At 66.5% G+C, this 18,477-nt stretch carries 19 protein-coding genes and 1 pseudogene; 12 read left to right on the top strand and 8 right to left on the bottom strand.

The genetic code is table 11. The features are described 5' to 3' along the window. Positions 1–67 precede the first annotated feature (67 nt). The 3 genes from ABY44_RS29500 to ABY44_RS29510 all read right to left on the bottom strand — a co-directional run bounded on the left by ABY44_RS29500 (position 68) and on the right by ABY44_RS29510 (position 3,902). Positions 68–1,321: a DUF2957 domain-containing protein gene (locus ABY44_RS29500; RefSeq protein ID WP_060173714.1), complete on the bottom strand. Its 1,254-nt coding sequence runs from the start codon at positions 1,319–1,321 to the stop codon at positions 68–70. A 71-nt stretch (positions 1,322–1,392) separates the two neighbouring features. After that, positions 1,393–2,988 carry a DUF2957 domain-containing protein gene (locus tag ABY44_RS29505; protein ID WP_059589851.1) on the bottom strand — a complete coding sequence of 532 codons (1,596 nt, stop codon included), beginning with the start codon at positions 2,986–2,988 and terminating at the stop codon, positions 1,393–1,395. A 617-nt stretch (positions 2,989–3,605) separates the two neighbouring features. Beyond that, positions 3,606–3,902 carry a cupin domain-containing protein gene (locus ABY44_RS29510; protein WP_059698475.1) on the bottom strand — a complete coding sequence of 99 codons (297 nt, stop codon included), beginning with the start codon at positions 3,900–3,902 and terminating at the stop codon, positions 3,606–3,608. A 442-nt stretch (positions 3,903–4,344) separates the two neighbouring features. Between ABY44_RS29510 and ABY44_RS29515 the strand changes: the two genes are divergently transcribed. The 4 genes from ABY44_RS29515 to ABY44_RS29530 all read left to right on the top strand — a co-directional run bounded on the left by ABY44_RS29515 (position 4,345) and on the right by ABY44_RS29530 (position 8,542). Beyond that, entirely contained in the window at positions 4,345–5,292 is a 948-nt protein-coding gene (locus ABY44_RS29515; RefSeq protein WP_027789763.1) for an ABC transporter ATP-binding protein, read from the top strand. Between the two features lie 3 nt (positions 5,293–5,295). Then, positions 5,296–6,057 carry an ABC transporter permease gene (locus tag ABY44_RS29520; RefSeq protein ID WP_021160316.1) on the top strand — a complete coding sequence of 254 codons (762 nt, stop codon included), beginning with the start codon at positions 5,296–5,298 and terminating at the stop codon, positions 6,055–6,057. Between the two features lie 160 nt (positions 6,058–6,217). Further along, positions 6,218–7,639 carry an MFS transporter gene (locus tag ABY44_RS29525; protein ID WP_059698476.1) on the top strand — a complete coding sequence of 474 codons (1,422 nt, stop codon included), beginning with the start codon at positions 6,218–6,220 and terminating at the stop codon, positions 7,637–7,639. A gap of 201 nt (positions 7,640–7,840) precedes the next feature. After that, entirely contained in the window at positions 7,841–8,542 is a 702-nt protein-coding gene (locus tag ABY44_RS29530; RefSeq protein ID WP_059698478.1) for an MBL fold metallo-hydrolase, read from the top strand. Positions 8,543–8,588: 46 nt separating this feature from the next. Here ABY44_RS29530 and ABY44_RS29535 read toward each other — a convergent pair whose 3' ends face one another. Then, positions 8,589–8,819 (bottom strand): hypothetical protein, encoded by a 231-nt coding sequence (locus tag ABY44_RS29535; protein WP_027790668.1) that lies wholly within the window; start codon positions 8,817–8,819, stop codon positions 8,589–8,591. A gap of 209 nt (positions 8,820–9,028) precedes the next feature. On the opposite strand from ABY44_RS29535, the gene ABY44_RS29540 reads away from it, so the two are divergent. The 5 genes and pseudogenes from ABY44_RS29540 to ABY44_RS29560 all read left to right on the top strand — a co-directional run. Next, positions 9,029–9,460, top strand: coding sequence for a YciI family protein (locus ABY44_RS29540; protein WP_060173715.1), 432 nt, complete (start codon positions 9,029–9,031; stop codon positions 9,458–9,460). A 140-nt stretch (positions 9,461–9,600) separates the two neighbouring features. After that, positions 9,601–10,407 (top strand): DinB family protein, encoded by an 807-nt coding sequence (locus ABY44_RS29545; protein WP_059698482.1) that lies wholly within the window; start codon positions 9,601–9,603, stop codon positions 10,405–10,407. Then, positions 10,404–11,198 (top strand): alpha/beta fold hydrolase, encoded by a 795-nt coding sequence (locus tag ABY44_RS29550; RefSeq protein ID WP_081072860.1) that lies wholly within the window; start codon positions 10,404–10,406, stop codon positions 11,196–11,198. The genes ABY44_RS29545 and ABY44_RS29550 overlap by 4 nt, the downstream gene beginning before the upstream one ends. 79 nt (positions 11,199–11,277) lie before the next feature. Then, a complete protein-coding gene (locus ABY44_RS29555; protein ID WP_059552768.1) occupies positions 11,278–12,156 on the top strand; it encodes an alpha/beta hydrolase in 879 nt (292 codons plus the stop codon). Between the two features lie 10 nt (positions 12,157–12,166). Further along, a pseudogene (locus ABY44_RS29560) lies at positions 12,167–12,415 on the top strand (aldo/keto reductase); the annotation flags it as partial. Positions 12,416–12,509: 94 nt separating this feature from the next. On the opposite strand, the gene ABY44_RS29565 reads toward ABY44_RS29560, so the two are convergent. Together ABY44_RS29565 and ABY44_RS29570 are read right to left on the bottom strand one after the other, a co-directional pair. Beyond that, a complete protein-coding gene (locus ABY44_RS29565; RefSeq protein ID WP_021160304.1) occupies positions 12,510–12,743 on the bottom strand; it encodes a hypothetical protein in 234 nt (77 codons plus the stop codon). Positions 12,744–12,950: 207 nt separating this feature from the next. Next, complete coding sequence (locus tag ABY44_RS29570; protein ID WP_060173716.1) at positions 12,951–13,850, bottom strand: hypothetical protein; 900 nt, start codon at positions 13,848–13,850, stop codon at positions 12,951–12,953. Positions 13,851–13,928: 78 nt separating this feature from the next. On the opposite strand from ABY44_RS29570, the gene ABY44_RS29575 reads away from it, so the two are divergent. The 3 genes from ABY44_RS29575 (at position 13,929) to ABY44_RS29585 (ending at position 17,233) form a co-directional block, all read left to right on the top strand. Further along, positions 13,929–14,267 carry a helix-turn-helix domain-containing protein gene (locus ABY44_RS29575; protein ID WP_021160302.1) on the top strand — a complete coding sequence of 113 codons (339 nt, stop codon included), beginning with the start codon at positions 13,929–13,931 and terminating at the stop codon, positions 14,265–14,267. 24 nt (positions 14,268–14,291) lie between these two features. After that, positions 14,292–14,783: a hypothetical protein gene (locus ABY44_RS29580; protein WP_155637964.1), complete on the top strand. Its 492-nt coding sequence runs from the start codon at positions 14,292–14,294 to the stop codon at positions 14,781–14,783. Positions 14,784–15,304: 521 nt separating this feature from the next. Then, the gene (locus ABY44_RS29585) at positions 15,305–17,233 is read left to right on the top strand and encodes a S53 family peptidase (protein WP_431642927.1); all 1,929 of its coding nucleotides are present in this window, start codon (positions 15,305–15,307) and stop codon (positions 17,231–17,233) included. A 69-nt stretch (positions 17,234–17,302) separates the two neighbouring features. Here the strand turns inward: ABY44_RS29585 and ABY44_RS29590 are convergent, their stop codons facing one another. After that, complete coding sequence (locus ABY44_RS29590) at positions 17,303–17,725, bottom strand: ExbD/TolR family protein (protein WP_060173717.1); 423 nt, start codon at positions 17,723–17,725, stop codon at positions 17,303–17,305. Next, complete coding sequence (locus ABY44_RS29595) at positions 17,722–18,465, bottom strand: MotA/TolQ/ExbB proton channel family protein (RefSeq protein WP_060173718.1); 744 nt, start codon at positions 18,463–18,465, stop codon at positions 17,722–17,724. The genes ABY44_RS29590 and ABY44_RS29595 overlap by 4 nt, the downstream gene beginning before the upstream one ends. Positions 18,466–18,477 lie beyond the last annotated feature (12 nt).

Raw genomic sequence — 18,477 nt, forward strand, 5'->3', positions numbered from 1 at the left:
CCTTCTCGTTCTGTCCGGGCGCCGCGCCCCTTCGCGCGGCGCCGCCGTGTCTCCATCCGGGCTTGCGTCACTGCACGAAGGCGCCGACCGTGAAGTACGGATTGCTCGTATCGTTCATGTCGAGGAACCCGAACACGCCGCCGGTGAACACGAACTTGCCGGTCGCCGGCCCCGATGCCGCATCCGCATGCACGGTCGTGACGACACCCGGCACCTTCTGCGTGAAATCGAGGTTCAGTGCACGCGTGAGCGCGGCCTGCGACGCGTTGAACGGATCGAGCAGCGTGGCCTGCGCGCCGACGAGCGCGGTCGCGCGGTAGTTGAACGCGCTGTCGACACCCGTGTACTCGCCGTTCTGCGAGCCTTGCGTGATCGCCGTCTGCGGGCTCAGGAACGAGATGCCCGATTCGTCGTCCGCGCTCGGCGAGCCCTGCGTCAGGTCCGCATTCGCCGCGCCGGTGCGGATGAAGATCGGCACGAGCTGGTTGCGCAGCTTGCCGACGATCAGGATCCCCTTGCCGGCCTTCGCGGGATCGACCGCCGTGAGCGTCGGCGGAATCTGCGGCAGGTAGTTGAGCGACTGGAACGCCGGCGCATCCGGACGCAGCGTGAACGGCTGGTTCACGGTCGCGCTCGACGCGAGCGGCTGCCCGCCGTTCTTCTTGCCGAAGTTGTCGGTCTCGACGTAGCTGCCGTCCGCGTTGATCGTCACCTGCTGGTCGAGCGCCACCGGCTGGAAGCTTTGCGACGGCACCTGGTGGTAGCCGAGCTGGTTGTACTTGCCGGCGATCTTCGTCAGGTCGGTTTCCAGCGACGAGAAGCTGATGAACGGGTAGTACGGGAACGTCGTCTTCGGGATCTTGCCGACGCCGATCACGCCGTCGAACTGGATCGTCGCGCCGGGGATCGCGCCGCCCAGCACGCCTTCGCCGAGGAACAGCCGCGCGGGCCGGCTCGGGTCGAGGCTCGCGTTCTGCATCCGGAACGTGCACTGGTTCAGCTTCACCGTCGGCAGCCCCGTCTCGTCGGCCAGCGTGCCGTCGACCACATTGGCGGGCGCAGTATCGCGCGTCGGCTGCACGGTGCCCGTCGTGGTCGGCACCGGCGACGCGAGATAGGTCATCCGGTACGTCATCTTCGTCGTGTCGAGCTGCACCTTCACGAGTTCGCCCGATCCCGAGCCGCCGATGAACACCGTGTTGTAGTCGATCGTCTGCGGGCACAGCCGGACCACCGGCGCGGGCGGCGGGTCGCCGTCTCCGCCGCACGCAGCCAGCACGGGCGCGAGCGATGCCGCGGCCATCCATTGCTTCAAATTCATAGGAATCCTCTTGAAATTCGATTCGCCGGCGGCGACGCATGCGCCGCCGGTGTTACGTGTTCAATACAGGGTTACTGGACGAACGCGCCGACCGTGAAGAACGGGTTGACCTGGCTGTTGTTGACGACCATCGCGTAGACATTGCCGGCCGTCACGAGCCAGCCCGTGTCGCCCTTCTTGAAGATCGCCACGTTGCCGCTCGCGCCCTTCGCGTTGAAGTCCTGCGTGGCCGTGACCTTGATCTTGCCGGGCGTCGCCTGCGTGTAGTCGAGCCCGAACTGCGAGGTCACCCCCGACGTCTGCGGATCGATGAACGCCGCGGTACTGCCCTGGAACAGCGTGGACGTATAGTTCGCGGCCATCGTCGAGACGGCCGTGCCGTCATCGCAACTGCCTGCTACCGAATAGAAGGTGTTATTGGTGAAGACGCCGGGCAGGTCTGGGTGCGGCATGTTCGGGTTGAAGCTCGGCCCCGGCGACGTCACCTTGTTCGCCTGACCGCTGGATGTCACAACGCCGCATGCGGATGCGCTGGTCGCACCGATATATCCCCCCTTCAGGGAGTTCGCGGCAATCGCTTTCGTCGACGCCAACATCGAGATGCCGACTTCGGCATCGGCGACCGATGCGAACAGATTGACCGTATCGACGTGCGTATAGCCGACACGAATCACGATCGGCACAAGTACGCCGTTCAGCCTGCCGACGATCATGATGCCTTTCGCCTGACTCGGTGCAATGATCAGCGTCGAGCCCTGCCCCGCGATCGGATACCCCTGCCCCACCGGATTGCTCACGAATACATTGTCTGCCGATCCGTCCGCGTTCTTGCGCTGCGCCCACGGCGTCCCGGTCGTCTGACACGAGTAGTCGCTGCCCTGCGTGATAGAACACGAACCGTCCGCATTGAACGTCTGATTCCAGTTGACGACGTCGGGCTCCCAGCCGACCGGCCCGGTCGGGCTCTGACCATCACCGCCGATCGGCGACAGATGGATGCCGACCTCGTTGTAGTTGCCCGCCACTTTCGTGAAGTCGGTTTCGGTGTCGGTGAAGCCGATGAACGGATAGAAATCGAAGGTGCGCGACGGTACGACGCCGAGCGTGATGCCCGGGAGCAGCGGGATACCGGCGAACGCAATCGTCGCCCCCGGAATCCCGCCGCCCACCACGCCATTGCCGACGAACAGCATCGGCGGATCCGCACGGTTGATCGTCACCGAATACGCGCCGTCGCTCGTCGCGCCGCTGTCGAGCACGAACGCACAGCGGTTCTGCTCGGCGGTCGGGAGCGTGGTCGGATGATGGAACGCGCCGCTGATCGTCAGGCCTGCGCGCGTATTGTTGACCTGCCCCGCCGATGTCGGCACCGACGATTCGATGAACTGCATCTGGTAGGTCATCTTCGTCGTGTCGAACTTCACCTTCACGTACTCGCCGCTGCCTGCGCCACCCGTGTACGTCGTCGTGTAGTCGAGCGCGTCCGGGCACAGCTTCGTGACGACGGGCGGCGTCGTGACGGAACCGCTCGGCCCGCACGCGCTCCCCGAGCACTGCGGCACGTTGATCGGCCCCGGATCGTCACCGCCGCCGCAACCGGCGACGAACGGCAAAGCGATGACCGCGCACGACAGGATCGCTTTCCGCCATTCAGGAATGCAAATCATCAACCCCTCCTTTTCAGGTACGACAAGTCTCGTCCGGACAAGCTGCATGGCCCGCCGGTTGGTATCGCGCCGCCGCACGAACGCGCGGCGCATGACGGTGTGCGCAAGGCTGCCGCGATGCCGGTCAGGCAAATGCGGCACGCGCCGCGGCGGCAGACAAGCGCTCTCCCGCAGCGCCGTCATGCGGCACGGCGCCGTGAGAACAATCGAAACGGGATGTGGTTCGCCGCTACACGGCGATATGACAACGCAGGTACGCGACCTGCATCGCGCCTGCGTTCAGCGAAAAAACGGGAAACGGCAGTCCGACTGGCCCCGCGGATAGGCGTCTCATCAATTGGTCTCCATCCGTACGCTTGATTCGTTATCGTGATGCGTCGTTTGACGAGACTATGATCGGACGATTCCTACAAGTAAATGGATGCAGAGTTCCAAACGGCCGAAACCGCGCAATCGCAGTGCGTGCCGGGGATTTGACAGATTTTCAAACAGCCTTCAATTTATTTGCTCAGACAAATACATGGCCCGTATAACACGCGTTTGAATAACCACGGCCGATCCGCGCTCTGCCTTGCCTGCAGGCCCTCGACGATCCGCCTGCATGCTGCAGCGCAACCTCACACATCGACGATCGCGAGCGTGCCGTGGCTGCCCGGCAGCACCGCGTGAGGCGTGCCGGCAAGCGCCAGGTACATTTGCCCGGCCTCGACGACGACCGTCTCGCCCCCGACCTCGAGCATCATCCGGCCGTCGAGCACCAACAGCCCCTCGTTGTAGTCGTGCACTTCCGCTTCGTAAGCCTGCGCATCCATGCGCAGCACCTTGATCCTGGCCGGCCCGACCTCGCCGACGATCGTGGATTTCCACGCGACGGCCTGCGCGGCCGCCACGGATTTGAAATCGACCAAAGACATGCGCTCTGCTCCGTAAACGGTGAAAGGAACGCATTATCGCGAGCGCGGCGCACGCCGTCCCGGTACGGCGCGTCGGCCTTCGGGCGGCACAGTCGGCCGTCCGGCCGCGCCGCCGCCGGACGGACACGCGATCGCATCCTCGTTCGCATAAAACGGCACGCATTGTTCAAACACCGCAAATAAAACACCGCGTTATTGGCCGATGCGCCGTCAATTCGCGCCAATCCAGCACCGGCAATGCTCGCCCTTTCCACGAGAATGCATTTCCATCTGTCGATTGCTAATATGGCGATCCCGCGATCCTGCGATCCCGCACCACAACGCCGTTCGACATGACGCCCGTTCGCCATGCCGTCCCCGGTCCCGGCCGCTTCGCAGCGGCGGCGGCACCGGGCACGCGCGGCGCACACCGTTGCGCCGGCCGGCCGTGCCATCCGTGAGCATGCAACCGATCCTTTCCGTCTCCGACCTCTCCAAGACTTACGCGTCCGGCTTCCAGGCGCTGAAGCACGTGACCCTCGACATCCGCCCCGGCGAGATCTTCGCGTTGCTCGGGCCGAACGGCGCCGGCAAGACGACGCTGATCGGCTCGATCTGCGGCATCGTCACGCCGACCTCAGGCCGCGTGACGGTCGGCGGCCACGACATCCGCGATCACTACCGCGCGGCCCGCGAAATGATCGGCCTCGTGCCGCAGGAGCTGACGACCGACGCGTTCGAAACCGTCTGGGCGACCGTGTCGTTCAGCCGCGGCCTGTTCGGCAAGGCGCCCGATCCCGCGCATATCGAGAAGACGCTGAGGGCGCTGTCGCTGTGGGACAAGCGCGACAACAAGCTGATGACGCTGTCGGGCGGCATGAAGCGCCGCGTGATGATCGCGAAGGCGCTGTCGCACGAGCCGCGCATCCTGTTCCTCGACGAGCCGACGGCCGGCGTCGACGTCGAGCTGCGCCGCGACATGTGGAAGCTCGTCGATTCGCTACGCGAAAGCGGCGTGACGATCCTGCTGACCACGCACTACATCGAGGAAGCCGAGGAAATGGCCGACCGGATCGGCATCATCCTCGGCGGCGAGCTCGTGCTCGTCGAGGAGAAGCGCGAGCTGATGCGCAAGCTCGGCAAGAAGCAGCTCACCGTGCAGCTCGAGCACCCGCTCGCGGACGTGCCGCCCGCGCTCGCGCCGTTCGGCCTCGAACGCGCGGACGACGGCGCAGCGCTCGTCTACACGTACGACTCGCAGCGCGACGATGCGAGCATCGCGACGCTGATCAACGCGCTCGGTTCGGCCGGCATCGGCTTTCGCGACCTGCATACGACGCAGAGCTCGCTCGAGGACATTTTCGTCAGCCTGATCGACAACCGCCGCAACGGCGTGCAGCAAGGAGCCTGACGCATGAACCTGCATGGAATCCGCGCGATCTACCGCGCCGAAATGGCCCGCACGCGCCGCACGCTGATGCAGAGCATCATCGCGCCGGTGATCTCGACGTCGCTGTATTTCGTCGTGTTCGGCTCCGCGATCGGCTCGCGCATCAGCGACGTGAACGGCATCGGCTACGGCTCGTTCATCGTGCCGGGGCTCGTGATGCTGTCGCTGCTGTCGCAGAGCATCTCGAACGCATCGTTCGGCATCTACTTCCCGCGCTTCACGGGCACGATCTACGAGATCCTCTCCGCGCCCGTGTCGTACTGGGAGATCGTGATCGCGTACGTGGGCGCGGCCGCGTCGAAGTCGATCCTGCTCGGCGTGATCATCCTCGCCACGGCCGGCCTGTTCGTGCCGCTGCACATCCTGCATCCGTTCTGGATGGTGCTGTTCCTCGTGCTGACGGCGGTCACGTTCAGCCTGTTCGGCTTCGTGATCGGCATCTGGGCCGACAGCTTCGAGAAGCTGCAGCTCGTGCCGCTCCTGATCATCACGCCGCTCACGTTCCTCGGCGGCAGCTTCTACTCGGTCGACATGCTGCCGCCCGCGTGGCGCGTCATCACGCTGTTCAACCCGATCGTCTACCTGGTCAGCGGCTTCCGCTGGTCGTTCTACGGGCTCGCCGACGTGCACGTGTGGATCAGCCTCGCCGCGACCGGGCTGTTCCTCGTGATCCTGCTGGCGATCGTCGCGTGGATGTTCCGCACCGGCTACAAGCTGAAGAACTGATGCAAAGCGGCCGCACCCCGCGCTGCCGCCGATGACGCATTTGGGCAAGCAGGCGGCGTTTTTCCTCTGATGCGGCATTTTGTGGTCGCGTCTACTGAAGACGAAGCATCGGGGCCGCGAAGCACGCGCTTCGCGGCCCCTTTTCATTTCAGAGGACGCCATGCCCGCCGCCACCGCTCCCGCCTCCGCCGCCGCCCGGCTCGAACGCCTGCCGTTCTCCGGCTATCACAAGCGGATCTTCTTCATCATCGCGATCGCGTTCTTCTTCGACTCGGTCGACCTCGGCACGATGACGTTCGTGCTCGGCTCGATCCGCAAGGAGTTCGGCCTGTCTACCGCGGCCGCCGGCCTCGTCGCGAGCGCGAGCTTCTTCGGGATGGTGCTCGGCGCGGCCGTCGCCGGCCTGCTCGCCGACCGCTTCGGCCGCCGGCCGGTATTCCAGTGGAGCATGGTGCTGTGGGGCGCGGCCTCCTACCTGTGCTCGACCGCGCAGAGCGTCGACGCGCTGATCGTCTACCGCGTGCTGCTCGGGATCGGGATGGGGATGGAATTCCCGGTCGCGCAAACATTGCTGTCCGAATTCGTGCCGACCGAGAAGCGCGGCCGCCTGATCGCGCTGATGGACGGCTTCTGGCCGCTCGGCTTCATCACGGCCGGCATCGTCGCGTATTTCGTGCTGCCGCAGTTCGGCTGGCGCACGGTGTTCGCGCTGCTCGCGATTCCCGCCGTGTTCGTGCTCGTCGTGCGCCGGATCGTGCCCGAATCGCCGCGCTGGCTCGAGCATGCGGGCCGGCACGCGGAAGCCGACACGGTGATGCACACGATCGAGGCGAAGGTGATGCGCTCGGCCGGCGTCACGACGCTGCCGCCGCCGTCGCGGCTTGCGGAACCGGTCGTGGCACGCGGCCACGGCGCGCTGCGCGAGATCTGGAGCGGCGTGTATCGTCGCCGCACGGTGATGGTGTGGCTGCTGTGGTTCTTCGCGCTGCTCGGCTTCTACGGCCTCACGTCGTGGCTCGGCGCGCTGCTGCAGCAGGCCGGCTTCGAGGTCACGAAATCGGTGTTCTACACGGTGCTGATCTCGCTCGGCGGCGTGCCGGGCTTCCTGTGCGCCGCGTGGCTCGTCGAACGCTGGGGGCGCAAGCCGACCTGCATCGCGTCGCTGATCGGCGGCGGTGCGATGGCATACGCATACGGCCAGAGCGCGCTGTACGGCGGCAGCACGACGCTGCTGATCGTCACCGGCCTCGCGATGCAGTTCTTCCTGTTCGGGATGTGGGCCGCGCTGTACACGTACACGCCCGAACTGTACGGCACCGGTGCGCGTGCAACGGGGTCGGGCTTCGCATCGGCGATCGGGCGCGTCGGCTCGCTGATCGGGCCTTACGTGGTCGGCGTCGTGCTGCCGGTGTTCGGCCAGGGCGGCGTGTTCACGCTCGGCGCGCTGTCGTTCGTCGCGGCGGCCATTGCGGTGTGGACGCTCGGCATCGAGACGAAGGGGCTCGCGCTGGAACAGCTCGCGGCAGGCGACGAAGCGGGCGGCGGCGGCCGGTATGCGGCAGCGGCAGACAAGATGTCCTGAGCGCCGAATCGACGACCCGGGCGTGCTTTCCGGCCGGCATGGCGTTCAGCGCCGTGCCGGCCGCTGCGTGAACTGACAGGATTCGCGCCTGGCGCGGCGCTGCTAGACTGCGTCGAGGCACCGTGTCGCGCGCCCCTGGCACATCGCGGCGCGCGCGATCGGGGTGCCCCGCCCCCCACTGCCCGCGCAAGGACCGCCTCGATGGACACCGCCCGTATCGAAGAAATCCGCAGCGGCCTGTTTCGCGCAACGACCTACATCGACAAGCTGAAGCTCGGCTTCAGCCAGTTCTTCGTCCGGTCGCCCGATGGCGACGTCGTCTGCATCGAAACGGGCACGCGTTCCAACTTTCCGCAACTGAGCGCGAGCCTCGCGACCGTCGGCATCGCGCCGTCGATGGTGAGCAGCGTGGTCGTCCCGCATTTCGAAGTCGACGAGATGGGCGCACTGCCCGACTTCCTCGCGGCCAATCCGGCGCTCGTCGCGTACGCGCATCCGATCTGCACGCACGGGCTGGCCGATATCTTCGGCGTGCGCGCGAAGCCGCTGAAGGACGGCGAGCCGACGACGATCTCCGGCGTCGACGTCGTGCCGATCTTCACGAAGCATGTCCATCAATGGGATGCGCTCGTCGTGTATCTGCCGGCGTACAAGGCGCTGCTGTCGTCGGACATCCTGATGCGCTTCGGCGACGAAGCCGCCGACGACCCGCTGCCGGCCATCCTCGATTCGATCCGGCGCTCGGACTACCTGCCGTCGCTCGCACACTTGGCGAGCGCGCTGCGCCGGATCCAGGCGCTCGATCTCGACGTCATCCTGCCGATGCACGGCCCGGCCATCACACACGACATCCCGCGCGTGCTCGCCGGCGCAATCGCGCATTGCGAGGCCGCCGCCGCGTAAGCCGCGGTGGCGGCAACCCGGACGACGGTCCGGCAGGTTGTTCCGGTCAGGCGCCGGCGACGACGAACTCTTCGGCCGCCTTGCGCTGAACCGCGGCCATCACCGCCAGTTCGCGCTTGCTGCGCGCATCGCCGGACACGACACCCGTCGCGTTCTTCGCCTTCGCGCCCAGCGGGAAAAAGACAAACGACGCGCCGGCCGGGGCCGCCGGTTCCGCACGCAGGCGTTTGTTCAGGATTTTCAGGTACTTCTTCTTCGACACTTCCTTAGCAGCCATGGCACCCTCCGCGTGAACGTGGTGAGGACCAGCATAACAGTTTTGGCAAAGGGCTCCGCCGCATCGCCCGCCGGTGCGTGCGTCCCCGAATATTCGTCGGGCCAGATGTCGATTCGCGTCGCCGTCGCGCGTCGTGTTGTCGTAACCGATCGTTTTTGCCGTCGGCGCGGCCGGCGGCGCCCCCTGATTCCTTTCAAGGAGATACGACCATGCGCGTCCTGGTAATCGTCAAGGCCACCGCCGATTCCGAATCCGGCCGGATGCCCGACCCCGAAATGATCGCCGCGATGGGCCGGTTCAACGAAGAACTGGCGAAAGCCGGCATCCTGCTCGCCGCCGACGGGCTGCACCCGAGCATGCGCGGCAAGCGTGTGCACTTTGCCGGCAGGAACCGCACCGTCATCGACGGCCCGTTCGCGGAAACGAAGGAACTCGTCGCCGGCTTCTGGCTGTGGCAGGTGAAATCGATGGAAGAAGCGGTCGAATGGGTGAAGCGCTGCCCGAACCCGATGCCCGGCGACTCCGACATTGAGATCCGCCCGCTGTTCGAGGCCGAGGATTTCAGCCCGGCATTCACGGCCGAGTTGCAGGAACTGAAAGCGCAGCAGCGTGCGCAAGCCGAGGCGGGGAAACACGCGTAAGCCGGGCGGCGTCAGGCGGTCTTGCATGACCGCCGGGCGCCGGCAACGCTTGCTGCAGCGCATCGCGCTCATCCCGCCGTTGACGCTACCGGCCGAGTAACGTATCGTTTTGATACGTTACTCGGCCGTTTCTTTCCATCATGCATTCCCGTTTCGACCGCTTCCGCACCACCGCGCTCGGCGCCCAGCTCGAAGCACTGATCGCTCAACCCGAGCGCTACGTCGAATTCGCGGCACTGTCACGCGTGGGCGTCGCCGCGATCGGTGCGATCCAGCACGAGATCGCGCTGAAATTCCCCGAAATCGAAACCGACACGACGGCCCGCCAGTTCTGCGGCGCGATGGTCGCGGACGTCATGCGCCGCCACGGCCACGACGTCGTGCAGGCGCGCGGGCGGCTCGGCGGCACGCTGTTCAGTTACGGCGCGGTGTTCAGCGCGCATCCGCAGTTGCTGCCGTTCGCCGGTGTCGTCGCCGCGCTGGCGCAACTGCCCGATCGGCTCGCCGCGTATGCGGCGCACGTGCCGGCCGCACTGCGGACGCGCCGCCCCGACGGCACGGGTTTCTCGCTCGTCGAGCATGCGTGCCATCTGCGGGATCTCGACGCAGTGTTCGCCGAACGCATCGACGCCGTACGCACGCTCGACCTGCCGGTGATCGCCTCCGTCGACGGCACCGCACTCGCCGCGCAACGCGACTATCTCGCGCAGCCGCTCGACGCGGCGGTCGCGGCATTCCGCACGGGTCGCGCGGCGCTGTGCACCGTCGCCGCCGCGCTCGATCCCGCGCAGCTCGCACGCTGCGGGCTGCGCGACGGCATCCGCCGCATGTCGCTCGACGAACTCGTGCGCGAACTGCTCGACCACGACCGCACGCACGTGCTCGAACTCGACGAACTGCTCGCCGAACTCGCATTGCCGCCCCTTCCTTGCCCGCCCGCGCCATGACCCAGCCCACGCCCGTCGTCTTCATTCACGGTTTCATCGGCACGCTCGACGTGCGCGGATGGAACGGCCCGCATCTCGCGCCCGACCTGCTCGGCTACGGCGCATATCGCGCGGTGCCGTTCGACGCGATTTCGCTCACCGCTCAGGTCGAGCATGTGCGCCAAACCGTCGATGCTCATTTCGGCGCGCAGCCGGTCGATGTCGTCGGCCACTCGGTCGGTGGCGCGATCGCGATGCTGTTCGCGCATGCGCACCCGGAACGCGTACGGCGGATCGTCAACGTCGAAGGCAACTTCACGCTCGACGATGCGTTCTGGTCGGCGTCGGTCGGCCGCATGACGCCCGGCGAGGCCGACGCGATGCTCGACGGGCTGCGCGCCGATCCGCTCGGCTGGCTGCGCGGCGCGATCGACGCGCCGTCGCCGGGCCAGCTCGACGACGCCTGCCGCTGGCTCGCGCATCAACCTGCATCGACGCTGCGCGCGATGGGCCGCTCCGTCGTCGCGACGACAGGCGAACCCGGCTACCTGCAGGCGCTCGCGCAGGTGTTCGAGCGTCATCCCGTCCGGCTCGTCGCCGGCGAACGCTCGCGCGCGGACTGGCACGTACCCGACTGGGCGCTCGCGCGCTGCGCCGGCTTCGACACGATCGCAGGCTGCGGGCACTTGATTCCGGCCGAGCGGCCGGATGCGTTTCGCGATGCAATCGGGCGCATCCTGGGCGCAGCAGGCATCTCCGGTCGTCAGGCGGGGAAAATGTCGAAACCGTATGATTCGCCGAAATTTGGTTGAAAGGCGCGGTTGCTAGAGTCACCGGAACAGGGTTTTCCCGGCGTCCGGCGCCGGACTGGGTCGACACATGCAACGATCGATGCACCTGGCACGTACCTTCTGGCTGCTTCTGCTGCTGGCCGTCACGAGCCCTGCCTTCGCGTTTCATGCGCGGGTCGTCGCGATCCCGAGCGCCGCGATGAGCGAGACGCTGAAGGCGACGATCGTGCTGCCCGACGATTACGCGCGCGACAACCGCGGCAACGAGCGCTATCCGGTCGTCTATCTGCTGCACGGCTCGGGCGGCGACCATACCGACTGGACGTCGAACACGCACATCGCCGCGCTCGCCGACCGCTATCACGTGATCCTCGTGATGCCCGACGGCGGGCACGAAAGCTGGTACATCGACAGCCCGTTCGATTCGGGCAGCCGTTACGAAACCTTCATCGGCGATGAAGTCGTGTCCTACGTCGACCTGCATTTCCGTACGATCGCGACGCAGCACGCGCGCGCGATCACCGGGCTCAGCATGGGCGGCTTCGGCGCACTGCGCATCGCACTCGACCGGCCCGACACGTTCGGCGCGGTCGGCAGCATCAGCGGCGCGGTCGATCCGCGCTGCTGCGCGGACGAGCCGGGCATCGACCACGTGTTCGGCGATCCCGAACGCCATTCGTCATTCTGGAACCGCAACGTGATCGTCGAAAGCGCGCGCGCGTTCGTGCGCGCCCATCTCGACCTGGCGATCGATTGCGGCCGCGACGATTCCTTCGTCGGCTCGAACCGCACGCTGCACGAACGCCTTCTCGCGCTCGGCGTGCCGCACGACTACACGGAGCGGCCCGGCGGTCATACGTGGGATTACTGGGCGAATGCGATCCGCTACCAGATGCGGTTCTTCGCGACCTCGTTCCAGCATCGCGGTTACGCATACCATCCTGCACCGGCTGTGCCGGAGATGACACGCGCGGGCTGACACGTATGCCGCGCCGCCGCGCGGCACGACATCGGTGGCGTTCGCGCTCGCGCGGATCATGAAGAACCGCATCGTCGGCTCGACGATCGCGCGGCCGCGCACCGAAGCGCATCGGGACAGGGACAGCGACATCGATACGCTGACGCTCGGACTCGGCCCGGACGACGAACGGTTCGCCGATTCGCTCGTGCCGCCCGGGCACGCATCGAGGCACGGGCATACCGATCCCGGCTATCCGGTCGAAGGCCGCAAGGTCTGAAGTCTGAACGGGACGAATGAGATGCCGGGCTGCCCTGCCCGGCATGAAGAGGCATGCGCGTCACTCGACGCGCGGACACGTGGAAGCGGCGGAATCAGCTGTCGTGCGCAGTGGTATCGGCGCCGACCACGCGATCGAAGAACTCCTGCGCACGCGCCAGCTCGGCGAGCGCGCGATCGAGGCGCGACATCGCGCGCGCGTATTCGGCCGACGAACCGTCGTCGTCGCTTTCGCCGCGCACGGCGCGAAAGGCCTGATCGACGTTGCGCGTTGCTTCGACGAAGCGTTGCGCGGCCCGGGCTTCCCGCGAACAGATGTGGGTCGACATCGACACTTCTCCCTCAGGGTTGCAGTGTGAAGCACGCCGACGCCCCGTGTGCGTGGTGCGTATGTCGGCAGCGTGAACCACGAACCGTCGATCGTCGACGCATCGGCCGCCGCGCAGCGCGCTTCGAGCCGATTGTCCCTCTGCACTCGCCGCTCCGCTATGGCGAGATTGCAACAAATTCTTGCGCGACGTGCCGCGCGCGATTCGTCACGCGCGCCCGATGCGCGGATGTGCAAGGCCCGCGAACGCGGCCGCTTCGCCCGGCGACAGGTCGAACAGGTCGCCCGTGAGATCGCGCGGATGCTCGGCCGCCGGCCGGTTGCGCAAGCGCGCCACGTGCGTGGGCGCCACATACGCGGCCGCCGTTTCGATCGGCGGCACGTCGAACAGATCGCGCGTGACGCCGCGCACGGCGTCCGTCGGCGAACGGCCGCGCAAGCGCGCGACGAGTTCGACGAAGCGATCGAAATCACCGGCGCGCGCCGCCTTGTTCACTTCCGCGAGATCGCGCGCCTTCAGCACGCACGGCTGGGCGAGCCGCACGAAATACGGTGCCTCGAGTTCGACCGATAGCGCGAGCGGATAGCTCTTGCCCGTCTGCTCCTTCGCTCGCCCGACGCAATCGACCACGGCCGCGCCCTGCGCGGCGCCGAGCGCCTTGCCGGTGCTCACGCTGCGCAGGTGATCGGGAAACACGCGCAATTGCGTGCCGACCGTCAGCGCGGTGGAGGACGCGCAGACGAGCGCGTAATGCTGTTCGCGGCGCCGGCCGGACGGCAAGGTCGAGCGGCTCGCGATGAAGGTATGCGGCGGCAACGGCCGCACCTGCCCGCTCGCGTCGATCCAGGCATTCCACAACAGCGCGTCCTTGCGCTCGCCCGCGCGCGGGCGCGACGCGACCGGCGAGAACAGCGCGAGCAGCGAGCCCGTGCGATGCGCGGCGATTTGCGCGCTGTTGCCGAGCGGCTGGTTGATGCCCCACAGAAAACGCCCGCCCCCGAGCCGGCGCTCCCATTCCTTGCGGAGCACGACGGTCGGCAGTTCCTCGCCGGACTCGGTACCGATCTTGGTCCAGCAGAACGTGGGTGGGAGGTGTTTCAGTGTCATCAACTTTCTCGGGATACAGCCTCGCTGGTGACAGCAAGCCCATTCAACAGCCGTAACTGTATAGGTATAATGCATCGCATGGAAGCCCCGGACCAAGATTTTCCCGTACAAGACCTGTTGCGCCGCCTGCTGGCAGATACACGCTCGTCCAGTGAAATAGCGCGACTCTCCGGGGTCAGCCAGCCGACCGTATCGCGCCTGAGGCTGTCGAACGGGCATCGGCTGCGCCGCAGCGCGCCATTCAATAAGCTATGCAATTTCTACGGCGTCGATACCGAGCCATCGCGCCGCCAATACAACGACCTGTTGCGCGACGCGATCGTCGACGCGTGGGACGGATCGGACGAGCACGGCCGCGCGCTGCTGGTCGTGATCCAGGGGTTGAAGGGATTGCAGGCCAAGGCGGACGACGGATGATCGCCGGGCCGTGATGCACGGCACATGGCGCGCGACCTGCGCGCCGCCGCTGCGGGAATCGGGAAAGCCGGCAAGAAGGAAAAGAAGATGCCGTGCAACACCAGGCGTGCGATCCGCCCGGCTTCAATCGAAGGGAATCGAGCGCTGTGCCGCACGCGTGCTCTCCCGCCACACACCGACAAGGAAACCTCGAGAGCCGGTTTCAGAACGCCGCCGCGAAATGACAGCGGCCGCGCCGGTTCTCGGCAACGCCTGCGCTGCGCCTGCATTGCGTCAATACCTCACTCGTCAATGATGACGAATGACTTACATAATCTTTTTCCGTTTATAAAAAACACCCTGAGAAGCGATTATCTAAACTTTTTAAACCTAATCAAAAAAAGTTTGACTCGCCGTTTTCTTTCTTGCTATCTTTCCCCGCAAGCAATATCGCCGGGAAATCGAATCCGCATCAGGAAATCAATGGCCCGACAATCAACTTCCGTTTTTATTACGTTTAAAACGAGAAGTAGCTGATTCGTAAGCCGCGGCACCCGCTCGCAACACACAGCTCCCGCTTCACCGGTCATCCCGTTCCGCTTCTGGCGGAAGAGGACGATGTCGACATCTCTCCCGGTTGACCGGGACATTCGATCTCGCCCGCAGCACCTCACACGAAACACGCACACCACGTCGTCGCTCGACCATGCATTGCCCGCTTATACGGATTTCATTCATTGGATTCCTAATTAAGTGATAACGCAGCGAAGCATCCGCAACAGCAGATTGAAGGGAAACAGATGGCCGGCACGCGCGCCGTTGCTGCGACGCGAGCCGGCACGACAGCAGGCCGTGCGCGGGATCGACGTTCGCGATACGCGAATCCGGCACCCGGGCCGGCCTCCGATCTTGATGGTGGGAGGGGGAGGAAAACTTATGTCGCCGTGAATCACGCCGGTCGGTCCGGTCTTGCGTCAGGTTGCATGCGCCGCCCTGCCGCTACCCGCGATCCGGGTCGCGCGCTGCACCGGTTCTTCGTCGAAATCTCGGAGCTCACAATGCAGAGAACTCAGCACGTCAATCGCACACTCTCGCAACGCTTTGCCCTCGCCGCACTGCCGCTCGCGGTAGCCGCCACGCTGGCGCCGCTGCCCGCCCAGGCCGCAACCAGCTGGGTGCCGACCCGCACTGCCGCTTTCCTGCTGTCGAATGCGCCCGCCGCGGCTGCTTCGGCCGCCTCGCAGGCCCAGCCTGCGTACTCGCTCAACAGCATCGGCACGCCGGCGCTCACCGACACGCACGTCACCCCGCTCGAACTAAGCCAGCCGCTGCATGTCACCGTGGTGCTGAAGAACCGCAACACCGACCAGCTCGACGCGTTCCTGCGCGACGTCAACCAGCCGGGCAGCGCGAACTACCGCAAGTACCTGACGCCCGCGCAGTTCAAGGCGCGCTTCGCGCCGACCGACGACCAGGTCGCGGCCGTCGTGGCCCACCTGAAGGCAAACGGCTTCAGCAACGTCACGGTGTCGGAGAACAACACGCTGGTCTCCGCCGACGGCAACGCGACCAACGCACAAAACGGCTTCCACGCGAGCATCAAGCGCTTCAACTATCGCGGCAAGCCGGTCTTCGCGAACGATTCGGCCGCGTTGATCCCGGCGTCGCTCGGCCCGGTCGTCGATGCGGTGCTCGGCCTGCAGAACGCCGCGGTGCCGCACCGCCTGCTCCACCGCTTCGCGCCGGCCGCCGCCATCGAGCCGAACAAGATCGCGAAGAACGCGGCCGCCGCGTCGCAACAGGTCGGCCACCAGCCGACCGATTTCGCAAAGATCTACGATGCGAGCGGCCTGCCCGCCGCGACCAACACCACGGTGGGCATCATCACCTGGGGCGACATGACCCAGACCATCGCCGACCTGAACACCTTCACGCGGAATGCCGGCCTGCCGACCGTCAACACGGCCGTGGTCGCGGGCGGATCGGGCACGCTGGCCGACGACGGCGATCCGGGCGAATGGGATCTCGACAGCCAGGACATCATCGGCACGTCCGGCGGCGTCAAGCAGCTGATCTTCTACTCGGCGGTGAACGGCGACAGCAACGACAGCGGCCTCACCGACGCGACGCTGACCGCGGCGTACAACAAGGCCGTGACCGACAACAAGGCGACCGTCATCAACGTGTCGCTCGGCCTCGACGAAACCGCCGCGAACTCGGACGGCTCGCTCGCCGCCGACGACGCGGTGTTCAAGCAGGCCGTCGCGCAGGGCCAGGTCTTCTCGGTCTCGGCCGGCGACGCGGGCGTCTATCAATGGTCGACGTCGCCGCAAGGCGCGCCCGGCTACATCGGCACGTACAACGGCACGTCGGTCAGGACGACGATCAACCTGTCCAAGTACAGCGTGTCGTCGCCCGCGAGTTCGCCGTATGTCGTCGCGGTCGGCGGCACGACGCTCTCGACCACCGGCACCACGACGTGGGCAGGCGAAACCGTGTGGAACGAAGGCGTCGCGTACGCGGATCTCGACAGCAACGGCAACCCGGTCGACAACGCCGTGCGGATCTGGGCCACAGGCGGCGGCGTGAGCGCGTTCGACACCGCGCCGAGCTGGCAGACGGCCGCGCTCGGCAGCACGGTGACGAAACGCGTGGTGCCCGACGTGGCGTTCGACGCCGCGCAATCGACGGGCGCGTACATCGTCATCAACGGGCAGGCCAACCAGCTCGTCGGCGGCACGAGCCTCGCTTCGCCGATCTTCGTCGGCGGCTGGGCGCGGGTCGAATCGGCGAACAACAACAGCCTCGGCCTGCCGACGTCGGCGTTCTACCAGAACTTCCCGACCAATACGTCGCTGCTCCACGACGTGACCTCGGGCAACAACGGTTATAGCAGCCACGGCTATACCGCGAAGGCCGGCTGGGACGACGATACGGGCTTCGGCAGCCTGGACTTCGCGAAGGTCAGCGCGAGTTCGGCGAAGTAAGCCCCCGGCGCGATGCGGTGCGGCGAAGGTGCAGCACCGCATCGCCCATGCAACGCGACACCGCGCGAGCTATCGGCCGCGAGCGGGCGCGGTAACGAAGCCGACTTTCGTGAGACCGGCCGCCTGTGCGGCCGCAAGCAGTTTTGCGACGCTGTCGTAGCGGGCCGCGCGATCGGCGGACAGGCGCACTTCCGGCTGAGGCGCGGTGCGGGCCGCCGCGGCAAGACGCGCCGCCAGCCCGGTATCGGACATCGGCTGCGCGTTCCAGCTCACGCCGCCGCCCGCATCGATCGAGACATCGACATGCGGCACGCTTGTATCCTCGCGCGGGCTCGCCGCCTGCGGCAATGCAACGCGCGCGGCGTGATGCAGCACCGGCAGCGTCACCATGAACACCACCAGCAGCACGAGCATCACGTCGATCAGCGGTGTCATGTTGATCTCGGCTGCAAGCGCATTTCCTTCGGGCGCGTCGTCCGGGCCGGCGTTCATGCTCGCGCTCCGTCGGCGGCAGGGTGCAGGTCGGCCGGCTTCCTGGTCGCCGGTTCAGGGCGCCCGGCGGGCTCGGGCACGCTGCCGGTCAGCAGCAACAGATGCAGCCCGTGCGCGAAGCGGTTGAGCCGCGCAACGATATCGCGCGACAGCCGCACCAGCGTGTTGTAGCCGAGCACGGCGGGGATGGCGACGCACAGTCCGAATGCCGTCATCACCAGCGCCTCGCCGACCGGCCCCGCTACCCGGTCGAGGCTCGCCTCGCCGGTTGCGCCGAGCGACAGCAGCGCGTGATAGATCCCCCAGACGGTGCCCAGCAGTCCGACGAACGGTGCGGTGCTGCCGATCGATGCGAGCACGCCGAGCCCGCGCTGCATCCGCGCCGCGGATTCGTCCACCGACGCCTTCAGGCTGCGCGACAGCCAGTCGCTCGCGTCGATCCGGTCGTGCAGCCGGTGCCTGCTCGCTTCGTGATGCGCGATCGCCGCCTGGCCCGCGCGAACGAGATCGACGAACGGCCTGTCCTGCCCCCCGAGCGTGTGCATCGCGCCGGCCGCGCCGCCGTCGTCCCGAAAGCGCGCTTCCGCGCGCGCCGCGCGGCGCCGGATGCCGACGAGTTCGATCGCCTTGATCACGATCACCGTCCACGATGCGATCGACATCGCGACGAGCAACAGCGCGACCGCGCGCGTCATCGGGTCGCCCTGCGTCCATACGTGCTCGATTCCGTAGATTGTCATGATGAAGTGTCC

Source organism: Burkholderia sp. ZZQ-2 (genome assembly GCF_050768715.1).
Lineage (GTDB): Bacteria > Pseudomonadota > Gammaproteobacteria > Burkholderiales > Burkholderiaceae > Burkholderia > Burkholderia cepacia.

Excerpts from the sequence above, each read along its gene's own strand:
- ABY44_RS29500 (WP_060173714.1), bottom strand. The coding sequence starts at position 1,321 with ATGAATTTGAAGCAATGGATGGCCGCGGCATCGCTCGCGCCCGTGCTG.
- ABY44_RS29505 (WP_059589851.1), bottom strand. The coding sequence starts at position 2,988 with ATGATTTGCATTCCTGAATGGCGGAAAGCGATCCTGTCGTGCGCGGTC.
- ABY44_RS29510 (WP_059698475.1), bottom strand. The coding sequence starts at position 3,902 with ATGTCTTTGGTCGATTTCAAATCCGTGGCGGCCGCGCAGGCCGTCGCG.
- ABY44_RS29515 (WP_027789763.1), top strand. The coding sequence starts at position 4,345 with ATGCAACCGATCCTTTCCGTCTCCGACCTCTCCAAGACTTACGCGTCC.
- ABY44_RS29520 (WP_021160316.1), top strand. The coding sequence starts at position 5,296 with ATGAACCTGCATGGAATCCGCGCGATCTACCGCGCCGAAATGGCCCGC.
- ABY44_RS29525 (WP_059698476.1), top strand. The coding sequence starts at position 6,218 with ATGCCCGCCGCCACCGCTCCCGCCTCCGCCGCCGCCCGGCTCGAACGC.
- ABY44_RS29530 (WP_059698478.1), top strand. The coding sequence starts at position 7,841 with ATGGACACCGCCCGTATCGAAGAAATCCGCAGCGGCCTGTTTCGCGCA.
- ABY44_RS29535 (WP_027790668.1), bottom strand. The coding sequence starts at position 8,819 with ATGGCTGCTAAGGAAGTGTCGAAGAAGAAGTACCTGAAAATCCTGAAC.
- ABY44_RS29540 (WP_060173715.1), top strand. The coding sequence starts at position 9,029 with ATGCGCGTCCTGGTAATCGTCAAGGCCACCGCCGATTCCGAATCCGGC.
- ABY44_RS29545 (WP_059698482.1), top strand. The coding sequence starts at position 9,601 with ATGCATTCCCGTTTCGACCGCTTCCGCACCACCGCGCTCGGCGCCCAG.
- ABY44_RS29550 (WP_081072860.1), top strand. The coding sequence starts at position 10,404 with ATGACCCAGCCCACGCCCGTCGTCTTCATTCACGGTTTCATCGGCACG.
- ABY44_RS29555 (WP_059552768.1), top strand. The coding sequence starts at position 11,278 with ATGCACCTGGCACGTACCTTCTGGCTGCTTCTGCTGCTGGCCGTCACG.
- ABY44_RS29565 (WP_021160304.1), bottom strand. The coding sequence starts at position 12,743 with ATGTCGACCCACATCTGTTCGCGGGAAGCCCGGGCCGCGCAACGCTTC.
- ABY44_RS29570 (WP_060173716.1), bottom strand. The coding sequence starts at position 13,850 with ATGACACTGAAACACCTCCCACCCACGTTCTGCTGGACCAAGATCGGT.
- ABY44_RS29575 (WP_021160302.1), top strand. The coding sequence starts at position 13,929 with ATGGAAGCCCCGGACCAAGATTTTCCCGTACAAGACCTGTTGCGCCGC.
- ABY44_RS29580 (WP_155637964.1), top strand. The coding sequence starts at position 14,292 with ATGGCGCGCGACCTGCGCGCCGCCGCTGCGGGAATCGGGAAAGCCGGC.
- ABY44_RS29585 (WP_431642927.1), top strand. The coding sequence starts at position 15,305 with ATGCAGAGAACTCAGCACGTCAATCGCACACTCTCGCAACGCTTTGCC.
- ABY44_RS29590 (WP_060173717.1), bottom strand. The coding sequence starts at position 17,725 with ATGAACGCCGGCCCGGACGACGCGCCCGAAGGAAATGCGCTTGCAGCC.
- ABY44_RS29595 (WP_060173718.1), bottom strand. The coding sequence starts at position 18,465 with ATGACAATCTACGGAATCGAGCACGTATGGACGCAGGGCGACCCGATG.